The organism is Amycolatopsis sp. CA-230715 (genome assembly GCF_018736145.1).
Taxonomy (GTDB): Bacteria; Actinomycetota; Actinomycetes; order Mycobacteriales; family Pseudonocardiaceae; genus Amycolatopsis.
In genome coordinates this window covers 9061541-9079123 of the sequence record NZ_CP059997.1, presented here as the reverse complement: position 1 = coordinate 9079123, position 17583 = coordinate 9061541, and the positions used below count along the sequence as shown (strand labels likewise).

Annotated in this window: 13 protein-coding genes; 10 read left to right on the top strand and 3 right to left on the bottom strand. The window is 69.6% G+C overall.

Going from position 1 to position 17583, the window contains the following annotated elements:
• The first annotated feature begins 29 nt into the window (after positions 1-29).
• The 9 genes from HUW46_RS42300 (at position 30) to HUW46_RS42260 (ending at position 12143) form a co-directional block, all read left to right on the top strand.
• Complete coding sequence (locus tag HUW46_RS42300) at positions 30-1571, top strand: ABC transporter substrate-binding protein (RefSeq protein ID WP_215544274.1); 1542 nt, start codon at positions 30-32, stop codon at positions 1569-1571.
• A gap of 6 nt (positions 1572-1577) precedes the next feature.
• Entirely contained in the window at positions 1578-4139 is a 2562-nt protein-coding gene (locus HUW46_RS42295) for a GH116 family glycosyl hydrolase (RefSeq protein ID WP_215544273.1), read from the top strand.
• On the top strand, positions 4139-5098 hold the full coding sequence (locus HUW46_RS42290; RefSeq protein WP_215544272.1) for an ABC transporter permease: 960 nt from the start codon (positions 4139-4141) through the stop codon (positions 5096-5098). The genes HUW46_RS42295 and HUW46_RS42290 overlap by 1 nt, the downstream gene beginning before the upstream one ends.
• Positions 5095-5955, top strand: coding sequence for an ABC transporter permease (locus HUW46_RS42285; protein ID WP_215544271.1), 861 nt, complete (start codon positions 5095-5097; stop codon positions 5953-5955). The genes HUW46_RS42290 and HUW46_RS42285 overlap by 4 nt, the downstream gene beginning before the upstream one ends.
• On the top strand, positions 5952-6983 hold the full coding sequence (locus HUW46_RS42280; RefSeq protein WP_215544270.1) for an ABC transporter ATP-binding protein: 1032 nt from the start codon (positions 5952-5954) through the stop codon (positions 6981-6983). Before HUW46_RS42285 ends, HUW46_RS42280 begins: the two co-directional genes overlap by 4 nt.
• Positions 6983-7993, top strand: coding sequence for an ABC transporter ATP-binding protein (locus HUW46_RS42275; protein WP_215544269.1), 1011 nt, complete (start codon positions 6983-6985; stop codon positions 7991-7993). Before HUW46_RS42280 ends, HUW46_RS42275 begins: the two co-directional genes overlap by 1 nt.
• A gap of 9 nt (positions 7994-8002) precedes the next feature.
• Positions 8003-8878, top strand: coding sequence for an IclR family transcriptional regulator (locus tag HUW46_RS42270; protein ID WP_215544268.1), 876 nt, complete (start codon positions 8003-8005; stop codon positions 8876-8878).
• 126 nt (positions 8879-9004) lie between these two features.
• A complete protein-coding gene (locus tag HUW46_RS42265; protein WP_215544267.1) occupies positions 9005-10741 on the top strand; it encodes a sialidase family protein in 1737 nt (578 codons plus the stop codon).
• A 490-nt stretch (positions 10742-11231) separates the two neighbouring features.
• Entirely contained in the window at positions 11232-12143 is a 912-nt protein-coding gene (locus tag HUW46_RS42260) for an FUSC family protein (RefSeq protein WP_254125515.1), read from the top strand.
• Here the strand turns inward: HUW46_RS42260 and HUW46_RS42255 are convergent.
• Positions 12124-13080 (bottom strand): Dyp-type peroxidase, encoded by a 957-nt coding sequence (locus HUW46_RS42255; RefSeq protein ID WP_254125514.1) that lies wholly within the window; start codon positions 13078-13080, stop codon positions 12124-12126. The two genes, HUW46_RS42260 and HUW46_RS42255, sit on opposite strands and share 20 nt — an antisense overlap.
• A gap of 53 nt (positions 13081-13133) precedes the next feature.
• On the bottom strand, positions 13134-14375 hold the full coding sequence (locus tag HUW46_RS42250) for a PucR family transcriptional regulator (protein ID WP_254125512.1): 1242 nt from the start codon (positions 14373-14375) through the stop codon (positions 13134-13136).
• Positions 14376-14695: 320 nt separating this feature from the next.
• On the opposite strand from HUW46_RS42250, the gene HUW46_RS42245 reads away from it, so the two are divergent.
• Positions 14696-16984 carry an FdhF/YdeP family oxidoreductase gene (locus tag HUW46_RS42245; protein ID WP_215544263.1) on the top strand — a complete coding sequence of 763 codons (2289 nt, stop codon included), beginning with the start codon at positions 14696-14698 and terminating at the stop codon, positions 16982-16984.
• A gap of 91 nt (positions 16985-17075) precedes the next feature.
• Here HUW46_RS42245 and HUW46_RS42240 read toward each other — a convergent pair whose 3' ends face one another.
• Complete coding sequence (locus HUW46_RS42240) at positions 17076-17510, bottom strand: phospholipase A2 (protein ID WP_215544262.1); 435 nt, start codon at positions 17508-17510, stop codon at positions 17076-17078.
• Positions 17511-17583 lie beyond the last annotated feature (73 nt).

Sequence of the window (17583 nt, the reverse complement as noted above, 5' to 3'; positions counted from 1 at the left end):
AAAACCCGGACCCCACAGGAGGAATCCGCATGGCACGGAGGTTCGCCAGTGCCGCGCTCGCGGCCGCCGCACTGGCCCTGTCCGCGTGCACGGGGCCCGCGGGCGGTGGCGCCGCGGGAACGGTCACCGTCTACCTGTACCAGGAACCGGTCGGCCTCTTCGGCCCGCTCGCCCCGGCCAGTGGCCCGGACGTGCAGGTGATGTCGATGATCGACGAGGGCCTGCTCGCCATCGACCCGAACTACGACCTGAAGCCGGTGCTGGCGTCGGACTACCGGATCTCGGCCGACGCGAAGACGCTCACCTTCACCCTGCGCAAGAATCTGAAGTGGAGCGACGGCGCGCCGTTCACTTCCGCCGACGTGCTGTTCACCTACCAGCGGATGGCCGACCGGAAAAGCGGCAGCGCGACGGCGGGCAACTACCGCAACGTCGCGGGCTTCAGCGCGCCGGACCCGTCGACCTTCGTCATCGAGGCGAAAACGCCGGACGTGGGCCTGGCCGCGCTGATCGGCACCGTCTACATCATGCCGAAGCACGTGCTCGGTGACGTCCCGGTCGAAGCGCTGGCGAAGCACCCGTTCTTCCGCAAACCCGTTGTGGGCATGGGGCCCTACCGGTTCGCCGATTACCAGTCCAGCCAATACGTTCACGTCACCCGCAACGACAACTACCGCTCCCCTGTCTCGATCACCGACATCTACCTCAAACCGATGGCGTCCGACGTCGCCACCGCACAACTGGGCAACGGCGGTATCGACATCGCTTCGTACTCGCCGACCGACCAGGACACCGTCGCGGGCCTCGGCACCGTCGACACCCAGCAGGTCCAAGGGGCGGGTTTCGTGCGGATCGCGCTCAACCAGACCAAGCCGTACTTCAGCGATGTCCGGGTGCGCCAGGCGTTCCTGTACGCGCTCGACCGCAAGGAGCTCGTCGACAAGGTGTTGTTCGGCAAGGCGGCCGTGCAGAACTCCGACTTCGCCGTCAAGAACGCGCCGCCCGGTCTCAACGAATACGCCTACGACCCGGCCAAGGCGCGCCAACTGCTGGAAGCGGCCGGCTGGGACCCGAACCGCACGGTCGTCCTGCAGTGGGTGCCCGGTCAGCGCGACCGGGACGCGACGGCCACGATCGTGCAGAACCAGCTCAAGGCCGTCGGGGTGAGCGTTCAGCTCAAACAGGTCCAGCCGACGCAGATCACGCCGAGCCTGAACGACAAGTCCTACGACATGCTGCTCTACGGCGGCGGCAACTACGCCGCCGACTCCTCCAGCGTGCACGCCATCACCGCCTGCTCGTTGCGCTATCCCACGGGTGCGAACCAGAACTTCTTCTGCGACGCGAAGCTGGACGAGGTGATGGTGCGGGCGAACGCGACCACCGATCAGGCCAAGCGCAAGGCGCTCTACGACCAGGCGGCCCGCATCGAAAACGACGCCGCGGACCTTATGTGGCTCTACAGCCCGTACGGCCTATGGGCCGTGAACAAACGGATCGAGAACTTCCAAGCGCCGGGATCGCAGGAATTCCCGTTCTGGGCGCCGGGAACCTGGAAAGTGCAGAGGTGAAGCCAAATGCTGACCTTTTCCGGAGACGCCCGGCGGGCGGCGGCGGTGCCACTCGGTGGGATCGGCACCGGCACCGTCGCGATGCGCGCGGACGGAGCACTCGACCAGTGGCAACTGTCCAATGTGATCAATCACGTCGCGCCGGCGCCCAGCACCTTCCTCGGCCTGCGCGTGGCGACGCTGGGCTCCGGACGCCCGGCCGACCACGCGTCGCGAGTGCTGCGCGCGACGCCACCCGCGGCACCGGCGACGCCACCGCAGGATTCGACCGACTGGCGGGTCCCCGCGCCACCGGCGATCGACTGGCCGTTGTTTGCCGATTCGCGGGCCGAGATCGCCTACCCGTTCGTCCGCGTCGAATTCGCCGACGACACGCTTCCGGTGCGCGTCGCGACCGAGGCGTGGACCCCGTTCGTCCCCGGTGATCTCGACGCCAGCAGCCTGCCGCTGATCGAGCACCGGGTCGAGCTCGAGAACACCGGTACGGCGCCGCTGTTCGGGTTCGCGGTGTACCACGGCCAGAACACCGTCGGCTGGGACGGGGCCAGCCCGGTCGAAGGCGTGTGGAACGGCCGCTACGGCGGCAACGTGAACCGGCTCGTCCGCGCCGGGAACACGACCGCCGTCGTACTGGACAACCCGGCCCTGCGCGACGACGACCCGTTCGCTGGCGAGCAGGTGGTCTGGACCGACGCACCGTGCTGGCCGCTGGTGCGCTGCGACGGGCCGGCCAGCACGGCCACGGCGGTGGCCGGGCTCGCGCTGATCGACTGCGCGGGCTCCGGCGACTGGAGCAACGCGCGGCTGCGCGCCAACACAATCCGCCTGACCCCACCGGTCGAGACGCCGCACGGGCCGAGCCCGGCGGGCCGTACCTGGGACACCGCGCTCTGCGCGGCCTGGCACCTCGACCCCGGTGAACGGACCGTCGTGCGCTTCCTCCACGCCTGGCGCTTCCCGAACCGCTACCTCGACTTCCCACAGCAGTACGTCGACGCCGGACCGGGCGGCCGGAAACTCTGGGTTGGCAACCATTACGCGACCCGTTTCGGCACCGCGCTGGACGTCGTCGCGCACTTCCGCGAGCACGAAGCAGACCTGCGCGCGGCGTCGCGGTCCTGGGCGGACGCCGTCGCCGCGACCACGCTCACCGACGCCGAGCTGACGGAGCCGGTGCGCCACCAGCTGACGCTGCAGTCGGGCGCCACCCGGAACCCGATCTTGTTCCGCACCGCGGACGACCGCTGCTACGGGCACGAGGGCGGCAACGGCGCGTCCAACGACTACTGGGCCGGTCATGTCGGCGGCTCGTGCCCGCTGAACTGCAACCACGTGTGGAACTACGCCCAGACGATGTCGAGGCTCTTCCCGGAATTCGAACGCTCGATGCGCGACATCGAGTGGGCCGCGCAGGACGGCACCGGGGCGATCCCGCACCGCATCGTGCTACCCGCGTGGCTGCCGCGAGAACGCGGCGGGCCGATCGGCGGGCCGAAGGAACCCGCGCTCGACGGCATGCTCGGCGCGATCCTCAAGACCTACCGCGAGGCGCGCCAGTGCGGCGGAATCGAGCTGCTCGCCACCCGGTGGCAGGCCATGCTGCGCGTCGTCGACCACGTCGAACGGGGCTGGCACACCCGAGGTGACGGCATCCTGCGCGGCCCGCAACCGGTGACCTACGACTTCCCGCTGACCGGCCCGAACATGATCGTCGGGTCGCTGTGGCTCGCTGCGCTCGCGACGCTGCGCGAGGTCGCGAGCGTGCTCGGCGAGCCGGGCGAACGGTTCGCCGAATTGCTCGCCACCGCCGCGCACAATTACCACGAACTGTTGTGGAACGGCGACTTCTACGTGCAGACCGAACCCGCCGACATCGACGATTTCGGGCCCGGCTGCCACGCCGACCAGCTCATCGGGCAGTGGTGGGCCCACCAGCTCGAACTCGGCCACCTGCTCGATCCCGAGCACGTGCGCGCCGCGCTGCGCGCGATCCTGCGGCACAACGATCGCCGCCACGTGTCGGTGCCGGACCTCGGCGCGCGCGCCTTCGCCGACGGCGAGGACGGCGGACTCGTCAACTGCAGCTGGCCGAACGGAGGTCGCCCGCGGCGCCCAGTGCACTACTGCGACGAGAGCTGGGTCGGCACCGAGTACCAGGTGGCCGCCCACTGCCTCATGGAAGGCATGCCAGCACAGGCAAAGGATCTCCTGCGCGCCGTCCACCGCCGCAAGGACGGCACCCGGCGCAACCCGTTCAACGAGATCGAGTGCGGCGACCACTACGTGCGCGGGCAAGCGGGCTGGTCGGTGCTCGAAGCGGCGACGGGGTTCCGCTACGACGCCGTCCGCCGCAGGCTCACGGTCGATCGCGACGCGGGCACGTTCCCGTTCGTCGCGGGCACCGCGTGGGGCCGTCTCACCGCGACCGACGGCCGGGTCCGGATCGAGCTGGTGCGCGGCAAACTGACGGTGGACACGATCCGGCTCACCGGTGGGGCGGCCACGACCGAGCACGCACTGACGGAGCCGGTCGCCACGGGCGACACGGTCGAGATCGGGGCGGGCTGATGGGCGCCTACCTGGTGCGCAGGCTCGGCATCAACGTGCTGGTGTTCCTGCTGATCACGGTCGCGGTGTTCTGGCTCGCACACCTCACCCCCGGCGACCCGATCGCGAGCCAGATCTCCCCCGCCGACCGCAACTCGGGCAGCGAGGAGCTGATCACGCGGCGCCGGGCCGAACTCGGCCTCGACGACCCGGTGTTCGTGCAGTACTTCAGCTGGTTCGGGCGCGCGCTGCACGGCGATCTCGGCTTTTCGCTGAGCAACGGACGACCGGTGCTCGAACTGCTCGCCGAGCGAATCGGGCCCACCGTCGAGCTGATGGTGGTCGGCCTGCTGCTGTCGATCGTCATCGCGTTCCCGCTCGGCATGATCGCCGCGCTGCGCCGCAACACGATCGTCGACTACCTCGCCACGGCCGTCAGCTTCGGGGCGGTGTCGTTCCCGCCGTTCTACCTCGGCCTGGTCGCGATCTTCGTGTTCACGCTGAAGTTCCCGCTGCTGCCCTCCTCGGGCATCGCCAGTCCAGGCCATCCCGGTCTGCTCGATCTCCTGGCCCATCTCGTGCTCCCGGCGTTGATCCTGGGCTTCGGCAGCTCGGGCCCGCTCATGCGCTACGTGCGCAGCAGCATGGTCACCGAGCTGACCGCCGACTACATCCGCACCGCGGAAGCGAAAGGCGCTTCGCAGCCCCGGGTCGTCGTGCGGCACGCCCTGCGCAACTCGCTCATCCCGGTGCTCACCGTCATCGCCGCGAACCTCGGCCAGCTCCTCGCCGGCGCCGTCGTCATCGAGCAGGTCTTCGCGTGGCCTGGCATGGGGCAGCTCGCGATCAGCTCGGTCCGTGCCAGCGACTACCCGGTGATCGTCGGGTTCGCGTTGCTCGTCGCCGTGCTGGTGCTGCTGTCGAACCTGCTCGCCGACGTCCTGTACACCGTCGTCGACCCGAGGGTGAGGCTGCGATGACCGCGTCCCGACGGCTCTCCCCCGGCGGGCTCGTGGTCCGCCGGTTTCTGCGCCATCGGCTGGCGGTGGCCAGCACCGTGGTGGTACTCGCGATCGTGGTGCTCGCCGTGTTCGCCGGGCCCATCGCCGGTCTGGCCCCCGATGCCACCGACCTTGGCGCGACACGGCAGGGGCCGTCCGCGGCGCACTGGCTCGGCACCGACACCGTCGGGCGCGATGTGCTGTCCCGGTTGCTGCACGCGGGCCGGGTATCACTGGTCGTCGGCGTACTCGCCGCCCTCCTGGCCGTGGCGATCGGGACCGTGCTGGGCACGATCGCCGGATATTTCGGGCGGTGGGCCGACGGCCTGGTGATGCGGCTCGCGGACGTGTGCATGTCGTTCCCGACGCTCGTCGTGATCATCGTGCTGGCCGGTCTCATCGGCCCGAGCGTGCCGGCGCTGGTGATCGCGATCGGGCTGTTCCAGTGGCCGGTGTGCGGCCGGTTGGTGCGCGGGGTGACGCTGTCGCTGCGCGAGCAGGAGTACGTGCTCGCCTCCCGCGCCACCGGCAGCAGCCCGGCGTGGCTGATCCGCAAGCACCTCGTGCCCGCGGTGCTGCCCCCGGTCAGCGTCGCCGCCACGCTCGCGGTGGCGCAGGCCATCGCGCTCGAAGCGACGATGTCGTTCCTCGGCCTCGGTGTCCAGGCACCGACCGCGAGCTGGGGCACCATGCTCACCGACGCGCAGAGCCTGACCGTCATCAAGACCATGCCGTGGCTCTGGCTGCCGCCGGGTCTCGCCGTGGCGATCACCGTGCTCGCCGTCAACTTCATCGGCGACGGGCTGCGCGACGCGGCGGATCCGAGGCAGTCATGAGCGAACCTGACGAGCGTCCTCTGCTGGAGATCGACGGCCTGACCGTCGAATTCCGCACCGACACCGGCGTCGTGCACGCGGTCAACGACCTGAGCCTGGCCGTACGCCGCGGCGAGATCCTCGGCATCGTCGGCGAATCGGGGTCGGGCAAGAGCGTCACCGCGACGTCCGTGCTCGGTCTGGTTCGCGAACCGCCGGGCCGCACCGTGGCGGGCAGCATCCGCTTCCGCGGCCAGGACTTGCGCTCCCTGCGGCCACGAGAACTGCGGGAGATCCGCGGCGGCCCGGTCGGGATGATCTTCCAGGACCCGATGACCACGCTGAACCCGGTGCTAACGATCGGCACGCAGATCGCCGAGGCCATCCGGCTGCACCACCCGGGGACTCCGAAACGTGCCGCGCTCGCCCGTGCGCGGGAACTGCTCGCGCTTGTCGGCGTCCCGGACCCCGCGGCCAGGATTCGGCAGTACCCGCACGAATTCTCCGGCGGCATGCGGCAGCGGGCGATGATCGCCATGGCCATCGCCAACGATCCCGCGCTGATCATCGCGGACGAGCCGACCACCGCGCTCGACGTCACGATCCAGGCGCAGGTGCTCGGGCTGCTCAAGACCGCGCAGGCCGAGACCGGCGCGGCCACCATCCTCATCACGCACGACCTCGGCGTGGTGGCCGAACTCGCCGACCGGGTCGCCGTGATGTACGCGGGGCGGATCGTGGAGACCGCGACCGTGTTCGAACTGTTCGCCCAGCCGCGGCATCCGTACACCCTGGGGTTGCTGGCCAGCCTGCCCCGGCTCGACCTCCCCGCGGACGAGCTGAGGCCGATCCCCGGCAGCCCACCGGACATGACCGATCCCCCGCGCGGATGCGCGTTCCACCCGAGGTGCCCGCTGGCGCGCGACCGCTGCCGCACCGAACGCCCGGCGCTCGCGGTTCTCGATGGCGGCAGGCAGAGCGCCTGCCACTTCGCCGACGAACTCAGCGAGGCCGACGTCTTCCCAGCGACGCAGGAAGAGGCGACCTGATGAGCGAACCGGTACTCGAAGTCATCGGACTGACCAAGCACTTCCCGGTCCGCGGCGGTGTGCTGCGGCGCGCGGTCGGCACGGTGCGCGCCGTCGACGGCGTCGATCTCGTCCTCCGCCGCGGCGAAACCGTCGGCCTGGTCGGCGAGTCCGGCTGCGGGAAGTCCACCACCGGACGGCTGCTGGCCAGGCTGCTGGACCCGTCGGCAGGCAGCATCCGGTTCCGCGGCCAAGACCTGGCCGCCTTGCCGCAGCGGCGGCTGCGACCGCTGCGGCGCCACATTCAGATCATGTTCCAGGACCCCTACGCCTCGCTGTCGCCGCGGATGACCGTGCACGACATCGTCGCCGAGCCATTGCGGGTCCAGCACTGCTACACCGAAGCACGCGTGCGGGAACTGCTCGAACTGGTCGGGATGTCTCCGGACCATGAAAACCGCTACGCGCACGAGTTTTCCGGCGGGCAGCGGCAGCGCATCGGGCTGGCGCGCGCACTGGCGCTCGACCCGGACGTGCTCATCCTGGACGAGCCCGTCAGCGCGCTGGACGTCTCGGTGCAGGCGCAAGTGGTCAACCAGCTCCGCGAGCTTCAGCAGCGACTCGGCCCGGCCTACCTGTTCATCTCGCACAACCTGTCGGTGGTGCGCCACCTCGCGCACCACGTCGCGGTCATGTACCTCGGCCGCGTTATCGAATCCGGCACCAACGAGCAGGTCTTCACCACGCCGACCCATCCGTACACGCACGCGCTGCTGTCCGCGATCCCCACACCGGAGCCGGTCGGCAGGGACACGCGCGAACGGATCACGCTCACCGGCGACGTTCCCGATCCGGCCGCCCCGCCGTCCGGCTGCCGATTCCGCACCCGCTGCCCGAAGGCACAGGACCGGTGCGCCACCGAGGAACCCGCGCTGGCCGACCGGCTCGGCGTGGGACACCCGAGTGCCTGCCACTTCCCGGATCTCGCCCCGGTGCCGAGGCATACTCCCGCCGACACCGCCGCCAGCTAGGAGTTCACCGTGCCCCGACAGCCGAGCAAGCCCCCGCGCGGGGCCGTCGACGAGGCGAGGCCCGCGTCCGCGAACTACCACGCCAACGCGCTGGCCCGAGGCCTGGCCCTGCTGGAACTCATTGCGGCACAAGGAAAACCGCTGACGCTGTCCGAGTTCAGCGACGGTACGGCGCTGCCGAAGAGCACGCTGGTGCGGCTGGTCGCGGTGCTCACCGAACTGGACTACCTCGTCCGCGTCGACGATCGGCCCTCCTACCGGCTCGGGCACAAGGTCCAAGGACTCGCCACGGCCTACCTGGCCACGCTCGACCTTTCGACGGCCGCGAGCCCGCACCTGCTCCCGGTCGCCGAGCAGACCGGGCAGACCGCGAACCTCGGGATGATCGACGGGGACCAGGTGCTGCACGCGTGCGTGGCCGAGCCCGACCGGCCGCTCCGGTTCACCACCGCCACCGGAGCGCGCGACCACCTGTACTGCACCGGACTCGGCAAGCTGCTGCTCGCCCAACTCGATTCGGAACTCGTCGCCGCGTGCCTGCCGGTTCAGCCGTGGCCCGCGTTCACCGAGAGCACTCACACCACGCTCGAACCGCTGCACCGCGAACTGCTCGCCATCGCCGGGCGCGGGTACGCCTTGGACGACAACGAACGCAGCGCCGGGCTGCGGTGCGTCGCCGTACCCGTCCCGGTCCGTGGCGAGACGGGTGAGTCGTTCGCGGCCATCAGCGTGTCGGGCCCCACCGGGGAGTTCGCCCCGGCGCAGCAGCAGGCCTACGTCGCCAGGCTGCGACAAGCCGCCGCGGACCTGGCCGCCGACCCCGAGGTCGCTGCCGCGCTGCGGCTCGCGCAACGCTCCCTGCGTCCCCCGGGGCGAGCCGAGTGAGGCCGCCGCGCTCCACCGAGGAACGTCCGGCGCCGTGGTGCCGAAGGCCCCATTTGCACGCTTGACACGAAACACTACGCCGCGTGTGCTGTATGTCACAGCTTGTTGTAGCGCTGGGGAGGCGCAATGCACCGCAGACGAAGCACCACGCTGTTCCTCGGCACGCTGACGACGCTCGTGGCCTGGCTGCTGCCCGCGGTCGCGGCGCATGCGGCGAGCACCGTGCGCACCTTCGAAGACGACAAGGTCGGCGCGGTTCCCGCGGGCTGCGCCGCGCCGGCGGGTGCGGTCGGTGCCGTCGTCAGCGACGTGCGCGCGCATCACGGCAAGCACAGCCTGCGCGTCACCGACCAGGCGAAGACCGTCGGCCTGCGCTGCACTGCCACCGCACAGCACGGCGCCGACCTCACCCTCGCCGTCTACCCCGCCCAGGTGGCGAACGGCTTCACCTACACCCTGCTGGGACACATCGACGGCGTCAGCGCCGAACGGCCGGTCTTCCAGCTCGGCATCACCGCGCGGGGCGCGCTGCGCTGGTACGACGGGAACGGCTGGACCCAGCTCACCGCCGCGGGAACCCTCGCGGTGAAGGCGTGGACGACGTTGCGGGTGCAGGTCCCGCGGTCGCGTGAGGTCGCCTACCTCTACGCCGACGACCGCTATCTCGGCGAGGCCGGGCCGTTGGGCGTCCGCGAGGTCACCGACATCACCGGCTTCCAGGTGACCGGCAACGGGGGCGACGACGTCTTCGTCGACGACGTGACCATGGGCGACGTCAACGGCGCTCCGCCGACGCGTGCGCAGGCGTTCACGATCAGCGAGTCGAGCACCATCGACTCGTCGATCACGCAGCTGCAAATGCCCAACACGGCGGTGAACGTGACCGTCCGGGGCCAGCCGCAGACGCTGGTCAGCTACCCGGCGCACATCGACACCAGTGACACCGCGGGCAACCGACTAGCCGTCACCACCGACAACGGCGCCACCTGGGCCGACGCGCAGCGGCGCAATCCGTTGCCGGAAGCACCGTCGTACGGGCTCACCAAGCTCCGCAACGGCGACGTCCTCGCCGTGGACTACCACACCTACATGACCCCGGGCTCCGGTAACCGCAGCGCCGAAGTGCCGACCGCGATCTCGCACGACAACGGGCAGACCTGGACACGCCGCGCGGGTGTGATGACGACACCGCAGGCCATGCGGCCGGGCGTCTCCGACCGGCCGGGCCAGGCGCTCGGCGGCTTCGTGCTCGTGCACAGCGTCATCGAGAGCCCGGACGGAGCACTGCTGCAATCCGGCTACGGCTACTACCAGAACGACACCAAGTACCGGCAGATCGTGCTGCGCTCCACCGACGGCGGTGTCAACTGGACGCTGCTGGCCACCGTCGCCTACGACCCGCACCTGTCCACCGAGCCGCGCTACGAAGGCTTCTGCGAAGGCGCGGTCCAGCGCACCGCGGACGGTGACCTGCTGATCGTGATGCGCACCGGCAGCTACCAGCAGATGTACGCCTCGCGCTCCCGTGACGGCGGCAGGAGCTGGAGCACGCCTCGCCCACTGATGGCCGGAAGCGGATCGATCCCCGTCACCGGCATCTATCCGACACTGACCCGGCTGACCTCCGGCGCACTCGTGCTGTGGATCGGACGCCCCGGCCAATCGCTGCTCGTCTCCCGCGACGGCACCGGAACATCGTGGACCACGCCGCAGACGGTCGACTATCGCAACAGCGGCAACGGAAACTTCGTCCCCCTCGACGACCACCACCTGCTCGCCTTCGGCGATCGCGGCCCCAACTGGGCCAGCCCACCACCCCTGACCTACCGCGTGTGGTCGCGACTGGTCACCGTCCACTTCTGACCCAGCGTCGACCGGAGTCCACTGTCGGTCCACAGTGGACACCGATCGAATCCGGGGCAGTCGGGGCCTTGCGCCTGGCCGCGGACAAGGACTTCGACACCCGGTTCCTCACCGCTGATGCGACGGACTGGCCACGACGTTGGTACGAGCGCCGGGGCTTCTCCGTCATCGGTCATTCCCATTGCTTCGAACGGGGTTGATCGGGAGGGTGCCCGAACCGCGCGGTGTGGCGGGTGACAATAAATCCAGTTCGGCGCGACAACGGTGCTGAGGACCTATTCGATTAGCATTGTCCAGATCGGATTCCCCTTTTGCTGGAGTTCCCGTGAGCCATCGCGCTGGACAGCGCCGGGGATCTGCGCAGGTTGCCGGGCGGCATTGGCCGCACGCGTTCCGGGTTGCCGTCGGGTTGCTCGTTCCCGGGTTCGCCCTGGTTTCCGCCGGTTGTCCCGATTTGCTGATTTACGCCGTCTTCGGATCCTTCACCGGTATGTACGGTCGCGCCGAATCTCGTGAGCTGCGCTTTCGGCATCAGGTGCAGGCGGGGGCGATCCTCAGCACGGCGGTGGCGCTCGGGACCGTCCTTTCCGGACACCACGTCCGGCCGTGGCTCCTGGTCGCGACCGCGGTCGCGTTCACCTTCGCCGGGGCGCTGCTGACCAGCAGGCTCGACCTCAACCCCCGCGGGCCGTTCTTCGGGGTCTTCGCACTCGGGGCCACCGCGGCGGTTCCGGGGGCCGCGGTCTCGACCGCGGTGCCGATCTGCGCGGCTACGGTGGGGTTCTGCGTCGCCATCGGCGTCGCCGGGCCGTGGAACGCGTCGGTCATCGCCCAGCCGCCGCGCTGCCTGCGAGAGTGGTGCGGGCGAGGGCGTCGGCTGTCGTGCGTGCTGGTCCACGCTTCGCGTTACGCGGTCGCGATCGCGGCGGCGGGTTCGGCCGGGCTGCTGTTCGGCGTCGAACACGCCAACTGGGCCATGGCTTCCGCCGCGGTTCCGCTGGCTGCCGCCGACGCGCGGAGCGCCCTGCACCCCGGCATCGGCAGCGTCCTGCGCCGCGGTTCCCATCGCGTGCTGGGCACGGTCGCCGGGCTCGGCGTCACCGCGCTGCTGCTCCTGCCCGGCCTCGGTGAAACCCCACTGTCCCTGATCGTAACGGTGCTGCTGTTCCCCACCGAACTGTTCATGGCGCGCAACTACGCGCTGGCACTGGGTTTCTTCACACCACTGATCATGCTGATGACGGAGCTGGCCGCGCCGGCCGAACCGGTGACACTGCTGACGGACCGGCTGGTCGACACGCTGATCGGCGTCGCGGCGGGGATCGCGGCCGCCGTCCTTGTGCCCAGCCCGTGCCGAGGTCCGCTCCGGGGTGCCGACCCGGCTACCTGCCGACCGCGGTGACTCCGGAACCGGCCGGAAGCGCGGGCGGGTCGTCGAGGAAATCGGCCGGTGGCACGAAGAACAGCCCGCCCGTGACCGCGGTGGACACTTCGAGGATGCGGTCGGGGTGCCCGGCCGACGCACCGGTGAACATCCGGGTCAGCATCTGTTCGGTCACGCCCGGATCGGCGGCGTACCCGGCGAAGAAGGTCCCGTACTCACCTCGGGCGATCGAGCCGAACGGCATGTTGTCCCGCAGGATCTTGCGCTCGGTGCCGTCGCCCTCCTCGATCGTGGTCAACGCGACGTGCGAATCGGCCGGTTTCACCCCGTCGGCGAGCTCGACGTCGTCGAGCATCCGGCGGCCCACCGCGTCGTCGCGCGCTTCCACCGGCATCGCGTGCCACTTGGCCAGGTCGTGCAGGTACTTCTGCGCGATCAGGTAGGAGCCGCCGTCGAAGGGCGGGTCGTCGCCGACCAGCACGGCAGCCGCCGCGGCGGCGCCAGTGGGGTTCTCCGTGCCATCGACGAACCCCAGCAGATCGCGCCGGTCGAAGTAACGGAACCCCACCACCTCGTCGACGACGGACACGGCGCCGCCGAGGCCGCCGACCACCCGGCGAGCCAGCTCGAAGCACGGGTAGAACCGCTTCGCCCGGATGTGCAGGAACAGATCCCCCGGTGTGGCGGGCGCGCGATGCCGGTCGCCGCCGATCTCGCGGAACGGATGCAGCCGGGCGGGCCTCGGACCGGTGAACAACCGGTCCCATGCCGCGGACCCGATGCCGACGACGCAGGTGAGGGCTTCGTTCGGAAGCGGAAACGCGACCGACCTGATCATCCCGGCCAGGTCCGGCAGCAGCTCGTGGACCGCGTTTTCACCACCGTCCTCAATGGTCAGAGTGAGGAACAACGCGCTCTCGCTGAGCGGGCCGAGAACGTCCTGTGGCTCAGGCAAAACTGCCTCCGATTCAGTGGCGTGGCACCAGTTGCACGACCGTCGTGTCCCGGTCACGGGCGCTGCGGTCGCTCCTGCGTCTCGTGGGAAAGGTCAGCCGTCGAACGCGAAGTCCCGCGCTCGGGATTCAGCCGCAGCGCCTGCGCCGCGGATACCAGTTCGGCCAGTTCACCGGGATCGGTGAGCGATCTCCCGGTGAGCTCCCTGATCCGGCGCAGGCGGTACCGCACGGTGTTGGCGTGGCAGTGCAAGGTCCGCGCGGCGGCATCGGCCGATCCGCCGGAAGCGAAATACCCGTGCAGGGTGTCCAGCAGCACTTCGCGTTCCTCGGGTGGCAGATCGAGCACGGCGCTGAAGACGTTCTCGGCCAAGCGGCGTCCTTCGTCCGGGTCGTTGGCGATGAACGCGGCGAGCGGGCTGGAGCTGAACGCGGCCACGTCGGGCTTGCCGGGCCGGAGTCCGGCGAGTGCCGTTCGCGCCAGGTGCAGGGCGCGCGGGGTGTCCACAAGCGACCGGTACAGCGGGCTCACCCCGGTGCGGGCGCTCGCCACGTCCCGGATCACCGACATCAGGGTTTCGCGCTGCTCGTCCCGCAACGACACCACACCCGCCTGCAGGGTCGGGGTGAGCTGCCAGGCCGAGACGATCCCCAGTTCCGCGAGCCGCCGTTCGATACCGTTCAGGCTTTCCTCGGCGAGTCCGCGGGTTTCCGCCGCCACCACGGCCAGTTGTCCGTCGAGGGAAAGCCCGAGCAGTTTCCCCGCTTCCCACGGGCCCGCGTCGAACACCCGATCACCGGTGAACAACGCCTCGGCCAATGCCGAACGGCGCCGCTGCTGGGCCGCGAACAGTTCCCTGCTCGTCGCCCGGTACGCCTCGGTGACCTTCAGCGCGTGGTCGTCGGTGACCTGCCAAAGCAGGCTCGCGGCGTCGACGAGCGCGTCGACCGAGCTCTCGGCGTGCTCGCGCGCGTGCCCGACGAGCAGGTCCCACAGCATCGCCCAGCCGATCCGGTAGACCTGCAGCACCTCCGGCAGCGGCGCTCCCTGGTGCGCGCGTCGGATGCCCGTCTCGTTCGGCACGGCCAGGTCGGGTGGGGTGTCTGGGTCGGCGAGCACGCGCATCATGAACCGCAGGTTGATCGCGATCGACCGGTGCAGGTCGTCGCGCGGCACGATCTTCTCGTCCCGGTACAGGTCGATGCGCTCGCAGACCGCCGCGTAGACGTCGTCGATCAGCCGGGGCAACTGGGTTTCCAGCCAGGCGACGAGTTCGGCGAGCGCGGAGTTCTTCACCGGTCGATCACCTCTGGCATCAGCGGGATGGTACGCGGCATCGGTTCCGTCCGCAGAGTCGCCGTAGGTGACGACGAGTTCGGCTCCTCCGCCATGGCGCGCTTCCTCCATCGATTTCGCTCATTGTTTTTCGCCCGCTCACGAACCTAGTCCGGCCGCCCCGCTCTGGCGACAGTGACCGGCGACAAACAATTTTGTCCCCGGCAACATTCGTCTGTGATACCCGATTTTCGCCCTGCCCCGATTTCGCCGGGACCATATGCTTTACCGACGCGGACCCGTCACCCGGCGGGAGCGGTGCGAAAAACGGGAGTATCCGGATGGACCAGCGGGACGACGAGCACGTGGCCGATGCGCGGCAGCCGGAGTTCCGGCCCTACCAGCACCCGGCAGCGGGCTGGGGCGCGGCCGCGAGCGTCACGCGGTTCCTGGCGAAGGAACGCGAACTCGTGGCAGGGCCGAGGGCGATCCTGAAGATGAACCACGAGAACGGCGGGTTCGACTGCCCTGGATGCGCTTGGCCGGACGACACCAAGGGCCTGCACCTAGACATCTGCGAGAACGGCATCAAGCACGTCACCTGGGAGATGACGCGCAAACGGGTCGGCAGGGAGTTCTTCGCCGCCCACACCGTGCGAGAGCTGTCCGAGTGGAGCGAATTCGAGCTGGAGGACCAGGGCCGACTGACCGAGCCCCTGCGCTACGACGCGGAAACCGACCGCTACGTCCCGATTTCGTGGCCGGACGCGTTCGCCCTCGTCGGGCATGTCCTCTCCGGGCTCGACAGCCCTGACCGGGCGGCCTACTACACGTCGGGCAGGCTCGGCAACGAAGCGACGTTCCTTTACCAGCTGATGGCTCGTGAGCTGGGCACGAACAACCTTCCCGACTGCTCCAACATGTGCCACGAGGCCAGCGGCCGTGCGCTGCAGGCTGCACTGGGCACCGGGAAGGGCACCGTCGACCTCAAGGACTGGGAGCTCGCCGACGCGTTGTTCATCCTCGGGGTGAACGCCGCGTCCAACGCGCCGAGGATGCTCACGTCGCTGGCCGAGGCCCACCGCCGCGGTGCCCGGATCGTGCACCTCAACCCGCTCGTCGAAGCGGGCGCCACGCGCACGATCATCCCGCACGACTTCGCGCGCATGGCGACCTTCCGCGCGACCCCCACCTCGACCCTCAACTTGCAACCACGCATCGGCGCCGACCTCGCCGTCCTGCGGGGCATGGCCAAAGCCCTGTTCGAATGGGCCCGCACCGATCCCGGCGCGATCGACACCGAGTTCGTCGAACGCCACACCCACGGCTTCGCCGACTACCGCGCGCTCTGCGAAGCGACCACCTGGGCGGAGATCGAACGCCAAGCCGGGCTCAGCCGGTCCGAAATCACCGAAGCCGCCGAGGTCTACCGCGGAGCCGACCGCTGCATTTTCAGCTGGTGCCTCGGCGTCACCCAGCACGAGCACGGGGTCGACACCGTCCGCGAGATCGTGAACCTGTTGCTGTTGCGCGGAAATCTCGGCAGGGAGGGTACCGGGCCCTCCCCCGTCCGCGGGCACAGCAACGTCCAGGGCAACCGGACCTGCGGGATCGACCACCGGCCAGCCGAGGAGTTCCTCGACCGGCTCGGAGAGGTCTGCGGAATCACCCCGCCCCGGCGCCACGGCATGGACACAGTGGACACCATCGAGGCGATGCACCGCGGCGACGTCACGGTGTTCGTCGGCATGGGCGGCAACTTCGCGCTCGCCGCGCCGGACACGCCCTACACCGCGGCCGCGCTGCGCAAGTGCGAGCTGACCGTGCAGGTCAGCACCAAGCTCAACCGCAGCCACCTCGTCCACGGTCGGCAGGCGCTGATCCTGCCGTGCCTCGGCCGCACCGAGAAGGACCACCAGCGCGGCGGCCTGCAGGCCACCTCGGTCGAGGACGCGATGAGCATGGTCCACCTGTCCGTCGGCATGAAGCGGCCCGCATCGCCGCACCTGCTCTCGGAGCCCGCGATCATCGCCGGGATCGCCCGCGCCGCGCTGCCGGACAGTGCCACGCCGTGGGAAAGCTACGTCGAAGACTATGACCGGATCCGCGACACGATGGCCGACGTGCTCGACGGGTTCGAGGACTTCAACCGCAGGGTCCGCCGGCCACTGGGATTCCGGATCAGCCAGCCCGCCCGCGAACTGGTCTTCCACACCCCGTCGGGGCGCGCCGAGTTCTCCACCGCGGCCCTTCCCGACGTCGTCCCCGAACCCGGCACCCTGGCGCTCGGCACCATGCGCTCGCACGACCAGTGGAACACCACGATCTACTCCGACAACGATCGCTACCGGGGCATCAAGAACCTGCGCACCCTGATCTTCATGAACCCCGAGGACATGCGCGAACGCGGCCTCGCCGAGTTCGACGACGCCGACATCACCAGCACGGCGAAAGACGGCAGCACCCGAAGCCTGCGGCGCTACAAGGCCGTCCCCTACGACATCCCCCGCGGCTGCGCGGCGGGCTACATGCCCGAAATGAACGTGCTGTGCGCCATCGGCGACTACAGCACCCAAAGCGACCAGCCGATCATGAAGCACCTCAAGGTCACCGTGCAGCCCTCGGTGTGAAACCGCGTCGCGGACGGGGCGACTGACCCCCATCGGCCGCCCCGTCCGCGACACCGGCCAAGGCAGACTCCCCCTGCCTCGACTCACTCGGTCATGCCGGATCGCCTTTGCCCTGATAGTGCGAACGCCCGAAATTGCGAACTCCGACGTAGTACACGTTCGAAACATCGAAGCAGTTGTACCGCAACGGGTTCCACGACGAATACGCCTTGGCGCACGCCTTCCTCAGGTTGCCGAGCAAGGCGCGGTCACAATTCTTACGAGAGGTATGACTGCTCTTGCCGTAGCACTTGTCGTGCTTATCGCACGCCGGACGGAAGTTGGCCCAGCCAAAGGAATCCGGCACCCGGGTGCAACCGTCGCCATATACTCGAACAGGTCGCGGCGCGGATTCCCCGTGCGCGGCCACTTGCGTCGCCGCAGCCGGGGTTGCCCCTTCCGCCCCGTCGGCCGATGCTGTTCCGGCGCCGAGCGCCAGCAGGGCCACGGCCCCGACAGCACCACCCATGATCCGTAACTTGAACACAGCTCTCCCCCTCAACGATCACTTGTGCGTCCGATTTTCCCGCTGTGGGCGTCATCTTCGCCGGGTACGAAGC